The sequence below is a fragment of the Rathayibacter sp. AY2B9 genome (assembly GCF_002931595.1).
Taxonomy (GTDB): domain Bacteria; phylum Actinomycetota; class Actinomycetes; order Actinomycetales; family Microbacteriaceae; genus Rathayibacter.
This window is the reverse complement of record NZ_PSUB01000005.1, coordinates 151538-167651: the sequence shown is the minus strand read 5'-3', so window position 1 is coordinate 167651 and position 16114 is coordinate 151538. Positions and strand designations below refer to the sequence as shown.

Below are 16114 nucleotides of genomic sequence, written 5' to 3'. Positions count from 1 at the left end.
GAGTCGCGGCCGAGCGGTCAGGCCGGAGCCTCGTGCTCCAGCGCGATGGCCCGGCGGATGGCGCCTCGGGCACGCTTGCGGTCGCCACTGGCGTCGTAGGCGAGGCCGAGGCGGTACCAGGCACGCCAGCTCCCGGGCTGCGCGTCGACCTCCTCCGCGTACTGCGGGAACAGCGCGTCCGCCTCCTCCCGGAGCGGACGCCCGCTGGCCCGCGAGTCGAGGACCTCCTGCGGCAGCGCGTTCTCGCCCTCCAGCCGACGGGCCAGCTTCTCGGCGCGGAGCCCGAACAGCAGCTCGCGCACGAGCCCCCAGACGCCGACGGCGCCGAGGATCAGCAGGCCGACGCCCATCACGATGCCGGGCACCGTCGCCGCGGCGAAGGCGACGACGGAGTACTGCAGGCAGACGAACAGGTAGAGGGCGAGCAGGACCGCCATCAGGACGACGCCGATGCGGGTCCTCACGGGGTGCTCGTCGCTGCGGCGGCCTGGCCGGACGGAGCCCGGTCGATGACGGGCTGCTCGTCGACCGGCCGCTCGTCGAGAGGCGCGGCGTCGAAGGCGGCGCGCAGGTCGATCAGCGCGTCGAGGCCCACCACCACGCCCGTGGTCGTCCGGACCGCGTCGAGAGCGCGCAGGACGCCCTGCTCGTAGGACGCCTGCGAGGTGGTGTCGTGCCGGATGGTGACCGTCTCGCCGGTGCCGCCGAAGACGACCTCCTGGCGCGCCTCCACTCCGGGCAGGCGGAGGCTGTGGACCGGGACGCTCGCGACCTGCTGGCCGCGGGCCCGCTGGTCGGTGTGCGGAGCCTGCACCGGACCGAGCTCGGCCCGGGCGCGCAGCAGCAGCTCGGCCGTGCGGACCGCGGTCCCGGAGGGCGAGTCGACCTTGCGGGCGCCGTGGGTCTCGACGATCTCGGCGGCGTCGAAGAAGCGCGCGGCCACGGTGGCCAGCGCGGTCGCGAGCACCGAGCCCAGCGAGAAGTTGGGGATGATCACGACGCCGGCCTCCGGCTGCTCGGCGACGCTGCGCCGGAGGGCCGCGATCCGGTCGCCGGTCCAGCCGGAGGTGCCGACGAGCACCTTCCTCCCGTTGGCCACGGCGAAGTCGACGATCTGCTGGCTGACGGCCGGCACGGTCATGTCGACGACGACGTCGGCCGCGAGCATCTCGGCGGGATCGCTCCGCGAGCCGAGCCGCGCGACGAGCGAGAACTCGCTCGACGCCTCGATGAGCGAGCAGGTGAACGAGCCGAGTCGGCCGGACGCGCCGACCACGGCGACGGAGGTAGTCACCGACTCAGCGTAGCCCGCGGCTCAGTACGGCTGGGCCTCGGGCAGGCCGGTGCGCAGCTCCACGGGCAGGTGCGAGAGGTCGTTGTGCACGACGAGCACCGGCGGCTTGCGGGAGCGGACGCGGATGATCGTCAGCCCGCAGTTGGCCTGGTTGAGGCCCAGCCACCGCCAGTCGGGAGCGTCGAACACGTGGCGGACGAACCAGCCGATCACGAAGTTGTGAGTGATGAGGAGGTCGTGGCGGTCCTCGCGCGACGGCGCCAGGAACTCGGCCACCGCGTCCTGCATCTGCGCGTGCCCCGCCTCGATCTCGGCCGCGGTGACGCTGCCGAAGAAGGGCTCGAACGCCTTGGGCATGTCCGGGGTCGGCCCCGAGGGGATGCAGTCGAACAGCAGCGAGGACGGCTGGAGCGGCAGGCTCGGCAGAAGCGTCTGGAAGCGCGCGGCCGTCTCCTCGGCCCGGCGCAGCGGCGAGTGCCACGCTCCGGTGAAGGGGACTCCGCCGAGCCGCTCGGCGATGAGCCTCGCCTGGCGCTCACCACGGGCCGAGAGCGGGCCGTCCGGCATGCCGTGCTCGGCGTCCTGCTGCTCGCCGTGGCGGACGAGGTAGATGTAGTGGGACACGGGGTCCTCCCTGGTGCGGCGCGGCGGTGCGCGGTCAGCGGGCGTTCGACGATCGGATCAGATCGCGGAGGCGCTCTCGATCCCGGCGATCCCGGCGAAGGCCGACTCGTCGACCGCGCCGACGGCCGAGATCGACGACGGCCCCCGGGCCAAGTCTGCCGCGAGTGCCTGGACGTCCTCCGCGCCGACGAGGGCGAGTCGGCGCAGGCTCTCGTCGAGGTCGACGAACTCGCCGAAGGTCAGCTCGGCGCGTCCGAGGCGCGACATCCGGGTGTCGGAGTCCTCCAGCGCGAGCGCCGCCGCTCCCGAGAGCTGGCCGCGGGCGCGGGCGAGCTCGTCGTCGGTGACGCCGTCCTCGGCGAGGCGGTGGAACTCGGTGAGCAGGAGCTCGGCGACCGTCCCCGCCTTCGCCGGGGTGCACGCGGCGTAGAGCCCGAAGAGGCCCGCGTCCGAGTAGGACGGGGCTAAGGAGTAGACGGAGTAGGCCAGGCCGCGCTTCTCGCGCACCTCCTGGAACAGCCGCGAGGACATGCCGCCGCCGAGGATCGAGTTGAGGACGCCCATCGTCATCCGCCGCTCGTCGCCCGCGGCGAGACCGGGGAAGCCGACCAGCAGGTTCGCCTGCTCGGTGGGGCGGTGCACCACCGACAGGGCGCTGCCGCGGGTGTAGGACGCACGGCCGCCGACGCGCCGCTCGACGGGCGGGGCCGTTGTGCCGAGGTCCCAGCCGTCGGCGACGAGGACCCGCTGGAGCAGCGCGACGAGCGCCTCGTGGTCGACGGCGCCGGCGACAGTGATCACCACGTCTCGCGGGCGGTAGGCGGCGCGGTAGTGCGCCCAGACCGCGTCCCGGGTGGCCTCGCCGATGGTCGCGGCGGTGCCCCCGATCGGGCGGCCCAGCGGGTGGTCGCCGAACACGGCCTCGAACAGCTTCTCGCCCGCCACGTCGGCCGGATCGTCGTCCGCCATCGCCAGCTCCTCGAGGATGACCCCGCGCTCGGTCTCGAACTCGTCCGGATCGATCAGGCTCGAGGTCACCATGTCGGCGATCACCTCGACCGCCATCGGGAGGTCGCGGTCCTGGATCTTGGCGTAGTAGCAGGTGTACTCCTTGGCGGTGAGAGCGTTGTGCTCCCCGCCCACGGAGTCGAAGGACACGGCGATGTCGAGGGCGGACCGCTTCTGCGTGCCCTTGAACAGCAGATGCTCGAGGAAGTGCGTCGAGCCGACGTTGGAGGGCACGGCGGGCTCGCCCGCGGTCGCGGGGCGGCCGGGCCGCTCGTCGCGAGAACCCGCGGCGACCCAGAAGCCGATCGTGGCGCTGCGGGCGCCGGGCACCGATTCGCTGAGGATGCGGACACCGCTCGGGAGGACGGAGCGGCGGACCGTGGATCCGCCTGCGGCCCGGACTGACGTCTCCGGCTGGTCGAGGGGCAGTGCGACTCCGTGGTTCATCGTGCCCACCCTAGGCCACCGCGACGGCGGCCCGAGCCGGGCTGTCGCGCCGTGGCGGGAGAGGTGCCCGGGGCGTCGCGGACGGGCGCGGTCAGCGGCGCGCGCGCTCCAGCGCGGCCAGGTGTCCGGGGTCGAGCTCGAGCGAGACCGCGCGCACCAGCGCGTCCACGTCGGCGGGTGAGCGCGGGGCGACCGTCGCGGCGGTCAGCCGCGGCCGGCCGAGCAGCCAGGCCAGGGCGACGGCGGCGGGAGCGGCCGAGAGCTCGGCGCCGATCGCGTCGAGGACGGCGAGGACCCGGCGTCCGCGGCGCCCGAGGTGGGCGGCGGCGAGTGCCCCGTCGGGCAGGCGGCCGAGCTCGCGGCGGGTGCGCTCGGCGCCGCGGAGGAACCCGTGGGCGAGGGGGACGGTCGCGAGCAGGGCGAGTCCCTGGCCGGCGGCGACGAGGCCGAGATCGCCCTCCGAGCCGGGCCGCTCCAGCAGGTTCCAGCGGACCTCCGCGCCGGCGAGGCGGGGTAGCCCGTGGCCGGCCAGGACGCGCGCCTCGAACAGCTCCTCCGGGGAGAATCCGGAGGCGACCACCGACCGCACCAGCCCACGCGCCAGCAGCACGTCGACAGCGCTGAGGAGCTCGTCGAGGCGTCCGGCCCCGTCGGGACGGACCGCCAGCACATCGAGGCGATCGGTGCGGAGGCGGCGCAGCGCCCCCTCGACACGGTCCACGAGCGCACGCGGCGTCGCGGGCGCGCCGACCGGAGCGGCGAAGCGGCCGATCAGGAGGAAGCGGTCCCGGTCGCGGTGTCCGGCGGGCCAGCCGCCGACGCCCTCCGCGAGGCTCGAGTCGGTGACGACGACGCCGTTGCCGCCCCACGCCGCGTAGCGCTCGAGCAGCGCGGCACCGTCGTCGCGGCCGAGGGCCGCCGCGTCGAGCACGAAGGGGAAGAGGTCGTGGCCGGAGTCGCCCATCGGCCGGCGGTGCGAGGGTGCGACGGCGGTCGGCTCGACGGGGCCGGTCTCGGCGAGGACGCCGCTCGAGGAGGCTGCGCGGGACGCCGCGGGCGGGAGCGGGACGGCACTGTGACGGGGAGCCCGCACGACGGCGCCGGTCCTGTCCCTGGGCACGCCACCACTCTCCCTGCGGCGGCTCGGGTCCCGCCAGGGGAGAGAGTATCCGAGCGCCGGAACCGCCACTCCGCCGGGTCGCGCACGGTTCACCAGATCGTTACACGGGCGCCGCCGGCGGGGTCGACTCGCGCCGGGCAGCGGTGCGGCGGGCCCCTCCGTGTCGGCCGTCCGGGCTAGATTCGCGACCATGGACTCCGCCGCCCCGACCCCCTCCGAGACCGCCGCCCCGACCTCCGACTCCCCCGAGCGGGAGACGTCCGCGCCCTGGTGGACGAGCGCCGTCGTCTACCAGATCTACCCGCGCTCGTTCGCGGACTCGAACGGCGACGGCATCGGCGACCTGGGCGGCATCCGCTCGAAGCTCGACCACCTCGCCGACCTGGGGGTCGACGTGATCTGGCTCTCGCCGGTCTACCCGTCGCCGCAGCACGACAACGGCTACGACATCTCGGACTACGAGGACATCGACCCGCGGTTCGGGACGCTGGAGGAGTTCGACCTGCTCCTCGCTGAGGCCCACGAGCGCGGCATCCGCATCGTGATGGACCTCGTGGTCAACCACACGAGCGACGAGCACGCCTGGTTCGTCGAGTCCCGCTCCTCGCAGGAGGACCCGAAGCGCGACTGGTACTGGTGGCGCCGCGCGCGCCGCTCGGCCGAGCCCGGCCGCGAGCTCGAGGCGGCCGCCGGCGCCGGCCTCGACGTCGCCGAGCCGAACGGCTGGCGCTCCTACTTCTCCGGCCCGGCCTGGACGCTCGACCCGGCGACGGACGAGTACTTCCTCCACCTCTTCGCGGTGCAGCAGCCGGACCTCAACTGGGAGAACCCCGAGGTGCGGCACGCGGTGCACGCGATGATGAACCGCTGGCTCGACCGCGGAGTGGACGGCTTCCGGATGGACGTGATCAACCTCGTCTCGAAGGACGTCGGAGCCGTCGACGGCGAGCAGGGCGGCGCGGGCATCGTCGGAGGGGTGGGTCCGCGGCTCCACGAGTACCTCCGCGAGATGCACGAGGCCGTGTTCGCGCACCGCGAGGGCTCCTTCCTCACCGTCGGCGAGATGCCCGGGGTCACCCTCGAGGAGGCGGTGCTCGTGACGGATCCCGAGCGGCGTGAGCTCGACATGGTCTTCCAGTTCGAGCACGTCGGCATCGACCACGGAGTCGACAAGTTCCACCCGGTGCCGCTGGACCTGGTCGCCTTGAAGGCCAACCTCGCGCGGTGGCAGGACGGCCTGGCCGAGCGCGGCTGGAACAGCCTGTACCTCGGCAACCACGACCAGCCGCGTCTCGTCTCGCGCTTCGGCGACGACGGCGCGCACCGCTACGAGTCCGCGACCCTCTGGGCGACGCTCCTCCACCTCCAGCGCGGTACGCCGTACATCTACCAGGGCGACGAGATCGGGATGACGAACGTCCCGTTCGCCGGCATCGAGGACTTCCGCGACGTCGAGTCCCTGAACTACTGGGCCGAGGCCGTCGACGAACGCGGCGAGGACCCCGCGACCGTGCTCGCCGGGCTGCGCGCGCAGAGCCGCGACAACGCCCGCACGCCGGTGCAGTGGGACGACGGCCTCCAGGCCGGCTTCACGACCGGCGAGCCGTGGATCGCGGTCAACCCGAACGCCGCCGAGGTGAACGTCGCCGCCGATCGGGCCGCCGAGCGGTCGGTCTTCGAGTACTACCGGGCGCTGATCGCGCTGCGGCACGCCGACGAGACGGTGCAGCTGGGCCGCTTCGCGCTGCTGGAGCCCGAGCACCCCGCGCTCTTCGCCTTCACGCGCACCGGACCGGGCGAGCTGCTCGTCGTCGGGAACGTGTCCGGTGAGCCGCTCGAGGTGCCGCTGCTCGAGGAGTGGGCGGCTGCCGAGACGGTCCTCGGCAACGTCGCCGGTGCGACCGGGTCGACGCTCGGCCCGTGGGAGGCGCGCATCCTGCGCCGCTGAACCTCGCCGCGCCCCGCTCCGAGCCCGGCGCGGGGCGCGGCGCTCGACGGCGGCGGACCAGCGGGCGAGAGCCTCAGGCGGAGACGCGGTCCAGCTGAGCGATGTCGCTCCGGGTCAGCGGGAGCGCGGCCGCCGCGAACAGCGACTCGAGCTCCGCGGCGTTCCGCGCCCGGACGATCGCCGCCGAGACCTCCTGGTGCGAGAGCACCCAGGCGAGCGCGACCACGCCGGGCTCCGTGCCGTGGGCCCCGGCGATCTCGTCGAGGGCAGCGAGCACGCGGGAGCCGTGGCGGCCGACGTAGTCCAGGCCCGCCTCGAACAGGGCCGACTCCGGCTCGTCCGTGCGGCTGCGCAGGGCGCCGGTGAGGTAGCCGCTCGCCAGGGGCAGCCGCGCGAGGGTACCGAGCTCGAGCCGCACCACCTCGGGGGCGACGTCGGTCTCGTAGGTCCGGCGCTCCATCAGGCTGTACTCCGACACGACGGCCGAGAGCGACGGCAGCGCGAACGCGGTCGCCGTCTCGTGCAGCGCCGTGATCGCGGCTCCGCTGAAGTGCGCGGCGCCCAGGGCGCCGACCGATCCGTCCGCCAGGAACGGCGCGACCGCCGCCAGGCTGTCGGCGATGGGGATCCCGGGGTCCTCGCTGTCGAACGAGAGCAGGTCGATCCGGGTGCCGAGCCGCTCGAGGCTCCCCTCGATCGCGATGCGGACGTCCTCCGGGGCGAGGCCCGGCGCGTCCGGGTGCCGGCCGACCTTCGTCGCGACCAGCATCCGCTCGCGCAGCCCGCTCTGCTCGAGCCAGCGGCCGATCATGTACTCGCTCCGACCGGTCGCGTAGTGGTCCGCGGTCGAGATCAGGGTGCCGCCGAGACGGCCGAACGCGTCGAGCACCTCGGTGGTGTCGTCGATCCCGGCGGCCCAGCCGAAGACGGAGCCGTCGAGGGCGATCGGATGCACGGGGAGGCCGGTCCGACCCAGGGTGCGTGAGAGGAGCAGCGTCTCCGGCTCGGTGGCCAGGGGCGTCGGGTCGGTCACGGAGTCCTCCGGTCGGGGCGGTGCGGCGCGGTCCCGCCACCGTACCCCATGCCCCCGCCGACGACGGACGCCCGCCCCACCGGAGTGGGACGGGCGTCACGGTCGTGCAGGAGGGATCAGCTCTCGGCGGGAGCCTCGACCTCGGCCTCCTCGGCCACGACGGGCGCGAGGGACAGCTTGCCGCGGTCGTCGATCTTGGTGATCTGGACGAGCAGCTTCTGGCCGACTCCGAGGACGTCCTCGACGTTCTCGACGCGCTTGCCGCCGGCGAGCTTGCGGACCTCGCTGATGTGCAGCAGTCCGTCCTTGCCGGGGAGGAGCGAGACGAACGCGCCGAAGGTCGCGAGCTTGACGACGGTTCCGAGGAACTGCTCGCCGACCTCGGGGTTGGTCGGGTTCGCGATGGCGTTGACCTGCGCACGCGCGGCCTCGGCCGACGGACCGTCGACGGCTCCGATGTAGACGGTGCCGTCCTCCTCGATGGAGATGTCGGCGCCGGTCTCGTCCTGGATCGCGTTGATCGTCTTGCCCTTGGGGCCGATCAGCTCGCCGATCTTGTCGACGGGGATCTGCACCGAGATCACGCGGGGCGCGGTCGGGGCCATCTCGTCGGGCTGGTCGATGGCCGCCGTGAGCACCGCGAGGATCGTGGTGCGGGCGTCCTTGGCCTGCTTGAGCGCGGCGTCGAGCACCGACGACGGGATGCCGTCGAGCTTCGTGTCGAGCTGGATGGCCGTGACGAACTCGGCGGTTCCGGCGACCTTGAAGTCCATGTCGCCGAGCGCGTCCTCGGCGCCCAGGATGTCGGTCAGCGCCGCGTAGCGGGTCTGGCCGTCGACGACGTCGGACACGAGGCCCATCGCGATGCCCGCGACCGGGGCGCGCAGCGGCACTCCGGCGTTGAGGAGCGACAGGGTCGACGCGCAGACCGAGCCCATCGAGGTCGAGCCGTTGGAGCTCAGCGCCTCGGAGACCTGGCGGATCGCGTAGGGGAACTCCTCGCGGCTCGGCAGCACCGGCACGAGGGCGCGCTCGGCGAGGAAGCCGTGCCCGATCTCGCGACGCTTCGGCGATCCGACGCGGCCGGTCTCACCGGTCGAGTAGGGCGGGAAGTTGTAGTGGTGCAGGTACCGCTTCTTGGTGACGGGCGACAGCGAGTCGATCTGCTGCTCCATCTTGAGCATGTTCAGCGTGGTGACGCCCAGGATCTGGGTCTCGCCGCGCTGGAAGATGGCCGAGCCGTGGACGCGCGGGATGACCTGCACCTCGGCGTCGAGCGGGCGGATGTCGGCCAGGCCGCGTCCGTCGATGCGCACGCCGTCGCGGAGGATGCGGCCGCGGACGACCACCTTCGTGACGGACTTGTACGCCGCTCCGACCTGGTTGTAGGCCTCGGCCGACAGCTGACCCGAGGCGATGCGCTCGGCGATCTGCTCCTTGACGCGCGCCTTGAGGGCGTCGTCGGCGTCCTGCCGCTCGACCTTGTCGGCGATCTGGTACACGCGGACGAGCTCGTCGTAGCTGAGCTCGGCGACGTTGTCGTAGGTCTCCTGCGCGTAGGGCAGGAAAACCGGGTAGTCCTTGACCGGCTTCGCGGTCTCGGCGGCGAGCTTCGCCTGCGCCTCGACGAGTGCGCGGAGGAAGGGCTTGGCGGCCTCGAGGCCCTCGGCGACGACGTCCTCGCTGGGCTTGGTCGCACCCGCCTTGATGAGGTTCCAGGAGGACTCCGTGGCCTCGGCCTCGACCATCATGATGGCGACGTCCGAGGAGCCGTCCTCGTTGGTGACGACGCGGCCCGCGACGGTGAGGTCGAAGACGGCGTTCTCCAGCTGGGAGGCCTTGGGGAAGGCGACCCACTGGTCGTTGCCGGAGCCGTCGGACATGAGCGCCAGGCGGACGCCGGCGACCGGGCCGGAGAACGGCAGGCCGGAGATCTGCGTGGACGCGCTCGCGGCGTTGATCGCGAGGGCGTCGTAGAACTCGTCCGGCGCGATGCTGAGGACCGTGATGACGATCTGGACCTCGTTGCGCAGGCCCTCGACGAACGAGGGGCGCAGCGGCCGGTCGATCAGACGGCAGACCAGGATCGCCTCGGTGGAGGGGCGGCCCTCGCGGCGGAAGAACGAGCCGGGGATCTTGCCGGCGGCGTAGGAGCGCTCCTCGACGTCGACGGTCAGCGGGAAGAAGTCGAAGTTGTCCTTCGGGTTCTTCGAGGCCGACGTGGCCGAGAGGAGCATGGTGTCCTCGTCGAGGTAGGCGGCGACGGCGCCCTGAGCCTGCTGCGCGAGGCGGCCGGTCTCGAAGCGGACGGTGCGGGTGCCGTACGAGCCGTTGTCGAGAACGGCTTCGGCGAATGTGATTTCAGGACCTTCCAAGAGGTCTGTCTCCTTAACGTCTGCAGCGGCGCCCCTTCTGGGCGCCGGCGTTCGTCGGAGCAGCGGTCCGGTCAGGAATCGAGACGATCCCACGGCAGGGCTTCGCGCCGTGCCGTCGTGTGGAGGGCGTTCGTGCTGGCCACCAGTAGAAGAGCTCCGGGCTGTCGCGACCTGTGCCGCGAGCGGGACGTGCCGCCTGCGACTCGTGCCGCGGCGGCCCGTGCTCTGTCGCACGCTGCCGCCGTCCGGGACTCCACCACCGAGGACCAGCTTCCTGCCGGCCTGCTCCGTGGCTCGAATCCTGGGTCGACCGGCGGTCGCTTTCGGATTCGGAACCGGTTCATGCTATCAGCCGCGGTGCGGTTCCTCCATGGACCGCGCCGACCCGGCGGGCCCTCCGCCCGTCAGCCCCGCGTCTCGTGCATCAGCAGCTCGACGCGCAGCCCGCCCCTCACCGTCACGATGCGGGCCGGCACGCGGGGCGACCTCCCCGCCTCCGAGAGCCGGGCGAGGGCGGCCTCGACCACGTTCTCGAGACCGCGCGGCACCTGGCCGACGAGCCCCGAGGGGCGCTGGGCCGCGAACAGGCGGACCGGCATCGGAGCGTCCACGCGCTCCTCCTCCGCGGTGCGGCGCGGGATCACGGCCGTGACCTCGTCCTCGCCGAGGGCGAGCACCCGCGCGATCTCGTCCTGGTGCGGCCGGGAGTCGGCGAGGCGGAGGAGGGTGTCACCGCGCCGCGACTTCGGGCGCAGCTCGTAGTCGTAGTCGTCGAGCTTGCCCGAGCCGCGGTCGTCGGAGGGGAGGGGGTTCGCGTCGCCGCGTCCGAACGGGAAGAGCTTCATGCCTCCATTGTCCAGCTCGCGGCCCCTCCCCCGCTCGCGTCAGGCGGTGCGCCGCATCCGGGCGATCGCCGCGAGCACCAGGACGAGCACGACGGCGACGAAGCCGAGCAGGACCGGGACGGCCGGCAGGAGCGCGAGCGCGGCACCGATCGCCAGGACCGGCACCGCGAGGCCGAGGTAGGCGGCGAGGAACACGGCCGCGAGCACCTCGCCGCGGGTCTCGTCGGTGGCGAGCGAGCCGGCGACTCCGAGCGCCAGGCGGAAGAGCAGGCCCACGCCCGCTCCCGCGAGCACCCCGCCGATGATGAAGGCGGACACCGAGACGATCACGGCGCCGGACGCGACCAGCAGCAGCCCGGCCGTCAGCGCCACGGCCGCGAGGCGGAGCGCCGTCCGCGAGGACAGCCGGATCGAGACCAGCTGCGCGACGGCTCCGGCGGCGAAGACCCCGAAGGAGACCGCGCCCGCCTCGAGGTGGGAGGTCTCGCCGAAGCGCCCGGCGAGGAAGGTCGGCGCCAGCGAGGTGAAGAGGCCGAACACGGCGAACCCGGCGAACGCGCCGACCGCGGCCGAGAGGAAGACGCCGCGGGAGGCGGCCGGCACGGCCAGGCGCTGCGGACGGTAGGCCGGGAGGACCTCGCGCCGCTCGACCGTCTCGGGGACGAGCGCGACGCCGATCCCGAGGACGACCAGGAGGACGAGGAACACGGCGTACGGGACGACCAGGGGCTCGCGCACCGTCACGGCGAACACCCCGCCGACGAGCGGGCCGAGCGCCAGCCCGCCCATGTTGACGAGGGCGGAGACGGCGCGGGAGGTGCCGGGGCCCTCCTCCGGGCGGGCGACGGCGCGCAGCTCCGAGAGGTGGGCGGTGGCCGTCGCGGTGAGCGCGCCGACGCCGAGCCCGGTCAGCAGGCGGGCGAGGATCAGCCCGGGCACGTCCGGCCAGAGCAGGAACACGGCGGCCGCCAGGACCTCGACGAGGATCGACGCGAGCAGGATCCGGCGGCGGCCGAGCCAGTCGCTGACGTGCCCGGCGAGGAAGAGGCTCGCCACGACTCCGACCGCGTACGCGGCGAAGACCACGGTGACGACGAAGGCCGGGAACCCGTCGCGCTGCTGGTAGATCGCGTAGAGCGGTGTCGGCACGGTCGAGAACGCCATCACCGTGAGGAAGGCGACGGCGATCACCCGGAAGCCGTGGCGGTGCGGGAGCTCGCGGCGGTGGACGGACGGGAGGGAGCGCTCGGTGGTGGTCACGGTGTCCACAGTGCTCCGCCCCATCATCCGTGTCCAACGGAGGATCTCGGTTGGATTGATCGTCCCTGCTGGATAATGGGCGGATGGACGACCGCCAGCTCGCCGCCTTCGTCGCCGTCGCCGAGGAGCTCAGCTTCACCCGGGCGGCCGCGCGCCTGTTCGTCGTGCAGTCGACACTCTCGGCGAGCATCCGCTCGCTCGAGCAGGAGCTCGGCTCGCCGCTGTTCGCCCGCTCGACCCGGCGGGTGGCGCTCACCGCGGTCGGCGAGGCGCTCCTGCCCTCGGCCCGATCGGCGATCGACAGCCTCGACCGGATGCGCTCGCTCGCGGCCGACGACGCGGCGGGGCTCCGCGGGCGGGTGCGGGTGGGCACCTTCTCCGCCCTCGACCTCGTCGACCTGCCCGGCGCGCTCGGCGTCTTCCGCACTCGACACCCGCTGGTGGACCTGCTCCTGCGCACCTCGACCACCGGCTCCACCGGTCTCGCCGAGGACCTGCGCCGCGGCCTGCTCGACGCCGCTCTGCTGGCACTGCCGGCGACGCAGCTGCGGGGCCTGGCGGTGACGCGGCTGGTGCGCAGCGACTACGTCCTGCTGGTGGAGAGCGCGCATCCGCTCGCCGCGGCGGGACCGCCCTCCCCGCAGGACCTCGACGGGCTCACCTTCGTGGACACGCCCGCCGGCTTCGGCAACAGGGTCGCCGTCGACCTCGCCTTCCGCGAAGCCGGGGCGTCGCGCCGGGTGGCCACCGAGGTCGCCGATCTGCCGGGGATCCCCCGCTTCGTGCAGGCGGGGCTGGGGCCGGCGATCGTGCCGCGCGCGGGCGTCGAGCCGCTGGAGGGCGTCACGGCCCTCGCGCTCGACTGGCCGGGGCTGGTCTGGGAGCTCTCGGTCTGCACGGCGCCGCGCCCCTCCGCCGCGGTGCAGGCGCTCACGGCCGTGCTGGCGGAGCGGTCGGCCTAGGCCTCAGCCCTCGCGCAGGGGGCCGCGGACGATCGAGTCGCCGGAGTGCTCCGGGTCGTCGTCGAACGGCTCCTGGGAGACGTCCACGAGCGGGTACTCGGCGAGGTCGACGTCGTCGGGCACGGCGAAGACGCCGTCGGTCCCGTCGAGCACGCCGAGCCCGACCAGCCCGGAGGCGTCGGCGGCGAGGAGCCAGACCTCCCGGTACGAGTCGTCCGCGCTCTGCGCATCGAGGTGCACGTGCAGGCGGCGGGTGCCGTCGGCGTCCTCCAGCTCGGCGGTTCCGCTCGCTCCCTGCCAGTCGGGGAGAGCGGCGAGATCAGCGCGCGCCACGACGGCGGCGGTGTCGTCGCTCCGCGAGGCCTGCCACCAGGCTCCGCCCGCGACCCCGATGACGAGCGCGCCGAGAGCGGCCAGCACGGCGCTCAGAGCGCGGGGCCGGCGACGGCGGGCGGGGCGGTGCCGTCCCGGGGGAAGGGCGAGCGGAGGCGGCACGGCAGCGGCCGACGACGGCAGGGCGCCGGGCCCGAGGTCGCCGAGGGCGAGCTCCTCGCGGATGCGGTCCCAGACGATCGCGGGCGGCGCCTCCAGCTCGACAGCACGGCTCGCACGGCCCAGGCCCGCGGCGTGGCCGAGCTCGACCAGCTGCCGGGCGCAGTCGGGGCAGTCGCGCAGGTGGGCCTGCTCGGCGTCGCTCGAGTGCTCGCCGAGGGCGAGCAGGGCGAGCTCGTCGGGATCGAGGTGGGTCATGTGCTGCTCACCTCCAGGCGGGAGCGGAGCCGGTCGAGGCTGCGGCGGATGTGGCTCTTGACGGTACCGAGCGGCAGGCCGGTGCGCTCGGCGATCTCGGTGTGGGTGAGGTCCTCGTAGAAGGCGAGGCCGATCACCCGCCGGGGGACGGGATCCAGGCGGGCCAGCTCGTCGGCGATCAGGATCCGCGCCTCGAGGTCGACGGGGGCCTCCCCCTCCTCGACCGGCGTGACGGCGACGAGGGCCTCGGTGAGCCTCCGCTCGCGCGCCCGCGCCTCGTGCGCGTCCGCGATCCTCCTCCGGGAGATCCCCACCAGCCAGGCTCCGAGAGCCGCCCGTCCGGGGTCGAAGCCCGAGCGCGAGGTCCAGGCCGAGACGAAGACGCGCTGCACCACGTCCTCCGCGTCGCCGCGGTCGCCCAGCGAGCGCAGCGCCAGCGTGAAGACCAGCGGCGACCAGCGCGAGTACGCCTCGGCGAGCGCCGCCTCCTCCCCTGCGGCGAAGCGGCGGCCGAGCCGGGCCACGAGAGCGCTGTCGGCCTCGGCGCCGTCGGCGGGCTCGATGGTCTCGATCAGGGGATCCCTCCAGGGCTGCGGGGAGCGCTGCCGCCCGGGGGCGTGCGGCGCTGCGAGGCTCATCGTACGTCGCTGAGGCTCGGGCGGGCGGATCAGCCGGCCGGGACGGCCGTGACCACCACGTTGCTGAGGTAGTGGCGGGTGTCGTAGTCGAAGTCGCCGCCGCAGGTGATCAGGACCAGCCGCGGCGGTCCGTCGGCGGCGAACACGGCCGAGAGGTCGACCGTGGTCTTCTCCGTGGTCTCCACCGTCGAGACGGTGTACGCGCGCTCCGCGCCGTCCGCGCCGGTGAGGGTCACGGTCTGGCCCGGGACCGCCTCCTTCAGCTCGACGAACGGCCCGAGGCCGTAGGCGAGGGAGTCGACGTGCGCGGCTATCACGACCGTGCCCTCCGGCTCGTCGAGGCCGGCGCCGAAGCGGTACCAGCCGGCGACCTGCGTGTCGGGCACGAGCTCCATCGTGCCGTCGTCCGCGACTCCGACCGGCTCGACGGCCATGTCGACGGGGAGCCCGTCGACGACGAGCCGCTCGGGAGCGAGCGCGGTGGGGGCGGGGGTCGCGCCGAGCCGGGCGTCCGCCACCGGGACGGACGGTACCGCTTCCGGCAGGGCCGCCGCGGGCGAGGAGGGGACCGTGGCCGGCACCGGCTGCTGGGGCGCCGAGGAGACGGCGGCGGGAGCGGGCTCCACCCGGGACTCCTGCGCCGCGCATCCGGCGAGACCGGCACCGGCCACGATCAGCCCGACCACGGCGAGGACGCGCAGAGGGAAGGGGCTCCGGCTCATGGCGTCCTCCTGGGTCGTGGTCGGGGGTGCCGGGACGGCCGCGCTCCAGCACGGCCGACCCGGCGGTCGGATCCTCGGGTCAGCGACGCGAGGCGGCGGTGCGGCGGCCGATCAGCACGGCGCCGGCGGCGACGAGGGCGGCGAGCAGTGCTCCGCCCCACCAGCCCGCGGCGGCGTCGGGGCGGTTGTCCGCCGCGAGGCCGGCCTCACCGGCGGGGACGCCCGACGGCGAGGAGTGCAGTCCGTCGATGGTCTGCGTCGCGAGAGCGAGGTTGCCCTTCTCCAGGCTGCCCCAGGCGTAGACGATCGTGTTCACGCCCTCCTGGACCTGCACGTCGGCCGGGCCGATGACCGGCGCGGTGGTCCCGGTCGCGGCGACCACGGTCGAGATCGTGGCCGGGGCGAGGTTCAGCACGCCCTCGTTCGGGTTCGTCACGTTCGTCAGGACGGGCGACCCTCCGGCGAGGATGTCCACGGCCGGAGCGGCGGCGATGTGGCGGACCGTGAGCCGGCCCTCGCCCGCGGCGGTCTTCGAGATGTCGTTGGTGAAGAGGGTCGCGGTGGGGGTGTTGTCCGGCTTGAGGTGCGCCGCGACGGTGTAGCTCTTCCCCGCCTCGAGGCTGATGTCGATCGGGCCGATCACGGGGGCACTGGCGTCCGCGGCGGTGGAGGCCGTGATGGCGACCTTGTAGGTGCCGGTGGGGAGGTCGAGCGGGCCGGCGAGCGAGCCGGGGGTGAAGTCGTCGAGTGTCAGCTTGCCGTCGACGTAGACGTCGACCGGGGTGTCGGGGACGGCGTGCAGGACCGAGAGGTCGGCCGAGTCGGCGTCGGCGGCGGCGGCGGGCGTGGCGGCGATGCCGACGACGGCCAGGGTTCCGATGCAGGCACCGGCGAGCAGGCTGCGGGAGAAGCGGGAGGTGGTCACGGTGTTCCTCTTTCACGATGGGACCCGCGAGGGGTCGGGGGGTGGTCGAGAAGGGCCTTCACCACTACTTCCGCCCGAAGCGCCTCCTCGGATGCACCCGGTCTGAGATTCCTCGAAAGAATTCCTGCCGGACGCTTCGAGGGCCCCTCGCAGCGCTGGCCCG

The 16114-nt window shown here is 73.8% G+C and carries 15 protein-coding genes; 2 read left to right on the top strand and 13 right to left on the bottom strand.

Features of this window, described 5'->3' with window-relative positions; all coding sequences use genetic code 11:
* Window positions 1–17: 17 nt before the first annotated feature.
* The 5 genes from C5C25_RS07100 to C5C25_RS07080 form a co-directional block, all read right to left on the bottom strand.
* A complete protein-coding gene (locus C5C25_RS07100) occupies window positions 18–464 on the bottom strand; it encodes a hypothetical protein (protein ID WP_104250175.1) in 447 nt (148 codons plus the stop codon).
* On the bottom strand, window positions 461–1294 hold the full coding sequence (gene dapB, locus C5C25_RS07095; protein ID WP_104250174.1) for a 4-hydroxy-tetrahydrodipicolinate reductase: 834 nt from the start codon (window positions 1292–1294) through the stop codon (window positions 461–463). Before dapB ends, C5C25_RS07100 begins: the two co-directional genes overlap by 4 nt.
* Window positions 1295–1315: 21 nt before the next feature.
* Window positions 1316–1918: a histidine phosphatase family protein gene (locus tag C5C25_RS07090; protein WP_104224462.1), complete on the bottom strand. Its 603-nt coding sequence runs from the start codon at window positions 1916–1918 to the stop codon at window positions 1316–1318.
* Window positions 1919–1975: 57 nt separating this feature from the next.
* On the bottom strand, window positions 1976–3373 hold the full coding sequence (locus C5C25_RS07085; RefSeq protein WP_104250206.1) for a pitrilysin family protein: 1398 nt from the start codon (window positions 3371–3373) through the stop codon (window positions 1976–1978).
* Window positions 3374–3464: 91 nt separating this feature from the next.
* Complete coding sequence (locus tag C5C25_RS07080) at window positions 3465–4493, bottom strand: aldo/keto reductase (protein ID WP_146079447.1); 1029 nt, start codon at window positions 4491–4493, stop codon at window positions 3465–3467.
* A gap of 190 nt (window positions 4494–4683) precedes the next feature.
* On the opposite strand from C5C25_RS07080, the gene C5C25_RS07075 reads away from it, so the two are divergent.
* Entirely contained in the window at window positions 4684–6441 is a 1758-nt protein-coding gene (locus C5C25_RS07075) for an alpha-glucosidase (RefSeq protein ID WP_104250172.1), read from the top strand.
* A gap of 73 nt (window positions 6442–6514) precedes the next feature.
* Here the strand turns inward: C5C25_RS07075 and C5C25_RS07070 are convergent, their stop codons facing one another.
* The 4 genes from C5C25_RS07070 to C5C25_RS07055 form a co-directional block, all read right to left on the bottom strand.
* Window positions 6515–7474 (bottom strand): aldo/keto reductase, encoded by a 960-nt coding sequence (locus C5C25_RS07070; RefSeq protein ID WP_104250171.1) that lies wholly within the window; start codon window positions 7472–7474, stop codon window positions 6515–6517.
* A gap of 116 nt (window positions 7475–7590) precedes the next feature.
* Complete coding sequence (locus C5C25_RS07065) at window positions 7591–9849, bottom strand: polyribonucleotide nucleotidyltransferase (RefSeq protein WP_104224806.1); 2259 nt, start codon at window positions 9847–9849, stop codon at window positions 7591–7593.
* Window positions 9850–10253: 404 nt separating this feature from the next.
* Window positions 10254–10694, bottom strand: coding sequence for a hypothetical protein (locus tag C5C25_RS07060; protein WP_104226292.1), 441 nt, complete (start codon window positions 10692–10694; stop codon window positions 10254–10256).
* Window positions 10695–10733: 39 nt separating this feature from the next.
* Entirely contained in the window at window positions 10734–11954 is a 1221-nt protein-coding gene (locus C5C25_RS07055) for an MFS transporter (protein ID WP_258069360.1), read from the bottom strand.
* Between the two features lie 83 nt (window positions 11955–12037).
* Between C5C25_RS07055 and C5C25_RS07050 the strand changes: the two genes are divergently transcribed.
* The gene (locus C5C25_RS07050) at window positions 12038–12916 is read left to right on the top strand and encodes a LysR family transcriptional regulator (RefSeq protein WP_104233255.1); all 879 of its coding nucleotides are present in this window, start codon (window positions 12038–12040) and stop codon (window positions 12914–12916) included.
* A gap of 3 nt (window positions 12917–12919) precedes the next feature.
* On the opposite strand, the gene C5C25_RS07045 is transcribed toward C5C25_RS07050, so the two are convergent.
* From C5C25_RS07045 to C5C25_RS07030, 4 genes are all read right to left on the bottom strand, one after another.
* Window positions 12920–13666, bottom strand: coding sequence for an anti-sigma factor (locus C5C25_RS07045; protein WP_104239041.1), 747 nt, complete (start codon window positions 13664–13666; stop codon window positions 12920–12922).
* On the bottom strand, window positions 13663–14304 hold the full coding sequence (locus C5C25_RS07040) for an RNA polymerase sigma factor (protein ID WP_104226288.1): 642 nt from the start codon (window positions 14302–14304) through the stop codon (window positions 13663–13665). The genes C5C25_RS07045 and C5C25_RS07040 overlap by 4 nt, the downstream gene beginning before the upstream one ends.
* 29 nt (window positions 14305–14333) lie before the next feature.
* Complete coding sequence (locus C5C25_RS07035) at window positions 14334–15026, bottom strand: class F sortase (RefSeq protein WP_104250169.1); 693 nt, start codon at window positions 15024–15026, stop codon at window positions 14334–14336.
* Between the two features lie 79 nt (window positions 15027–15105).
* Window positions 15106–15951: a DUF4397 domain-containing protein gene (locus C5C25_RS07030; protein ID WP_104250168.1), complete on the bottom strand. Its 846-nt coding sequence runs from the start codon at window positions 15949–15951 to the stop codon at window positions 15106–15108.
* Between the last annotated feature and the right edge of the window lie 163 nt (window positions 15952–16114).

Coding starts and splice junctions, on each gene's coding strand:
- C5C25_RS07085 (WP_104250206.1), bottom strand. CDS start 3,373: ATGAACCACGGAGTCGCACTGCCCCTCGACCAGCCGGAGACGTCAGTC.
- C5C25_RS07050 (WP_104233255.1), top strand. CDS start 12,038: ATGGACGACCGCCAGCTCGCCGCCTTCGTCGCCGTCGCCGAGGAGCTC.
- C5C25_RS07075 (WP_104250172.1), top strand. CDS start 4,684: ATGGACTCCGCCGCCCCGACCCCCTCCGAGACCGCCGCCCCGACCTCC.
- C5C25_RS07040 (WP_104226288.1), bottom strand. CDS start 14,304: ATGAGCCTCGCAGCGCCGCACGCCCCCGGGCGGCAGCGCTCCCCGCAG.
- C5C25_RS07045 (WP_104239041.1), bottom strand. CDS start 13,666: ATGACCCACCTCGATCCCGACGAGCTCGCCCTGCTCGCCCTCGGCGAG.
- C5C25_RS07060 (WP_104226292.1), bottom strand. CDS start 10,694: ATGAAGCTCTTCCCGTTCGGACGCGGCGACGCGAACCCCCTCCCCTCC.
- C5C25_RS07035 (WP_104250169.1), bottom strand. CDS start 15,026: ATGAGCCGGAGCCCCTTCCCTCTGCGCGTCCTCGCCGTGGTCGGGCTG.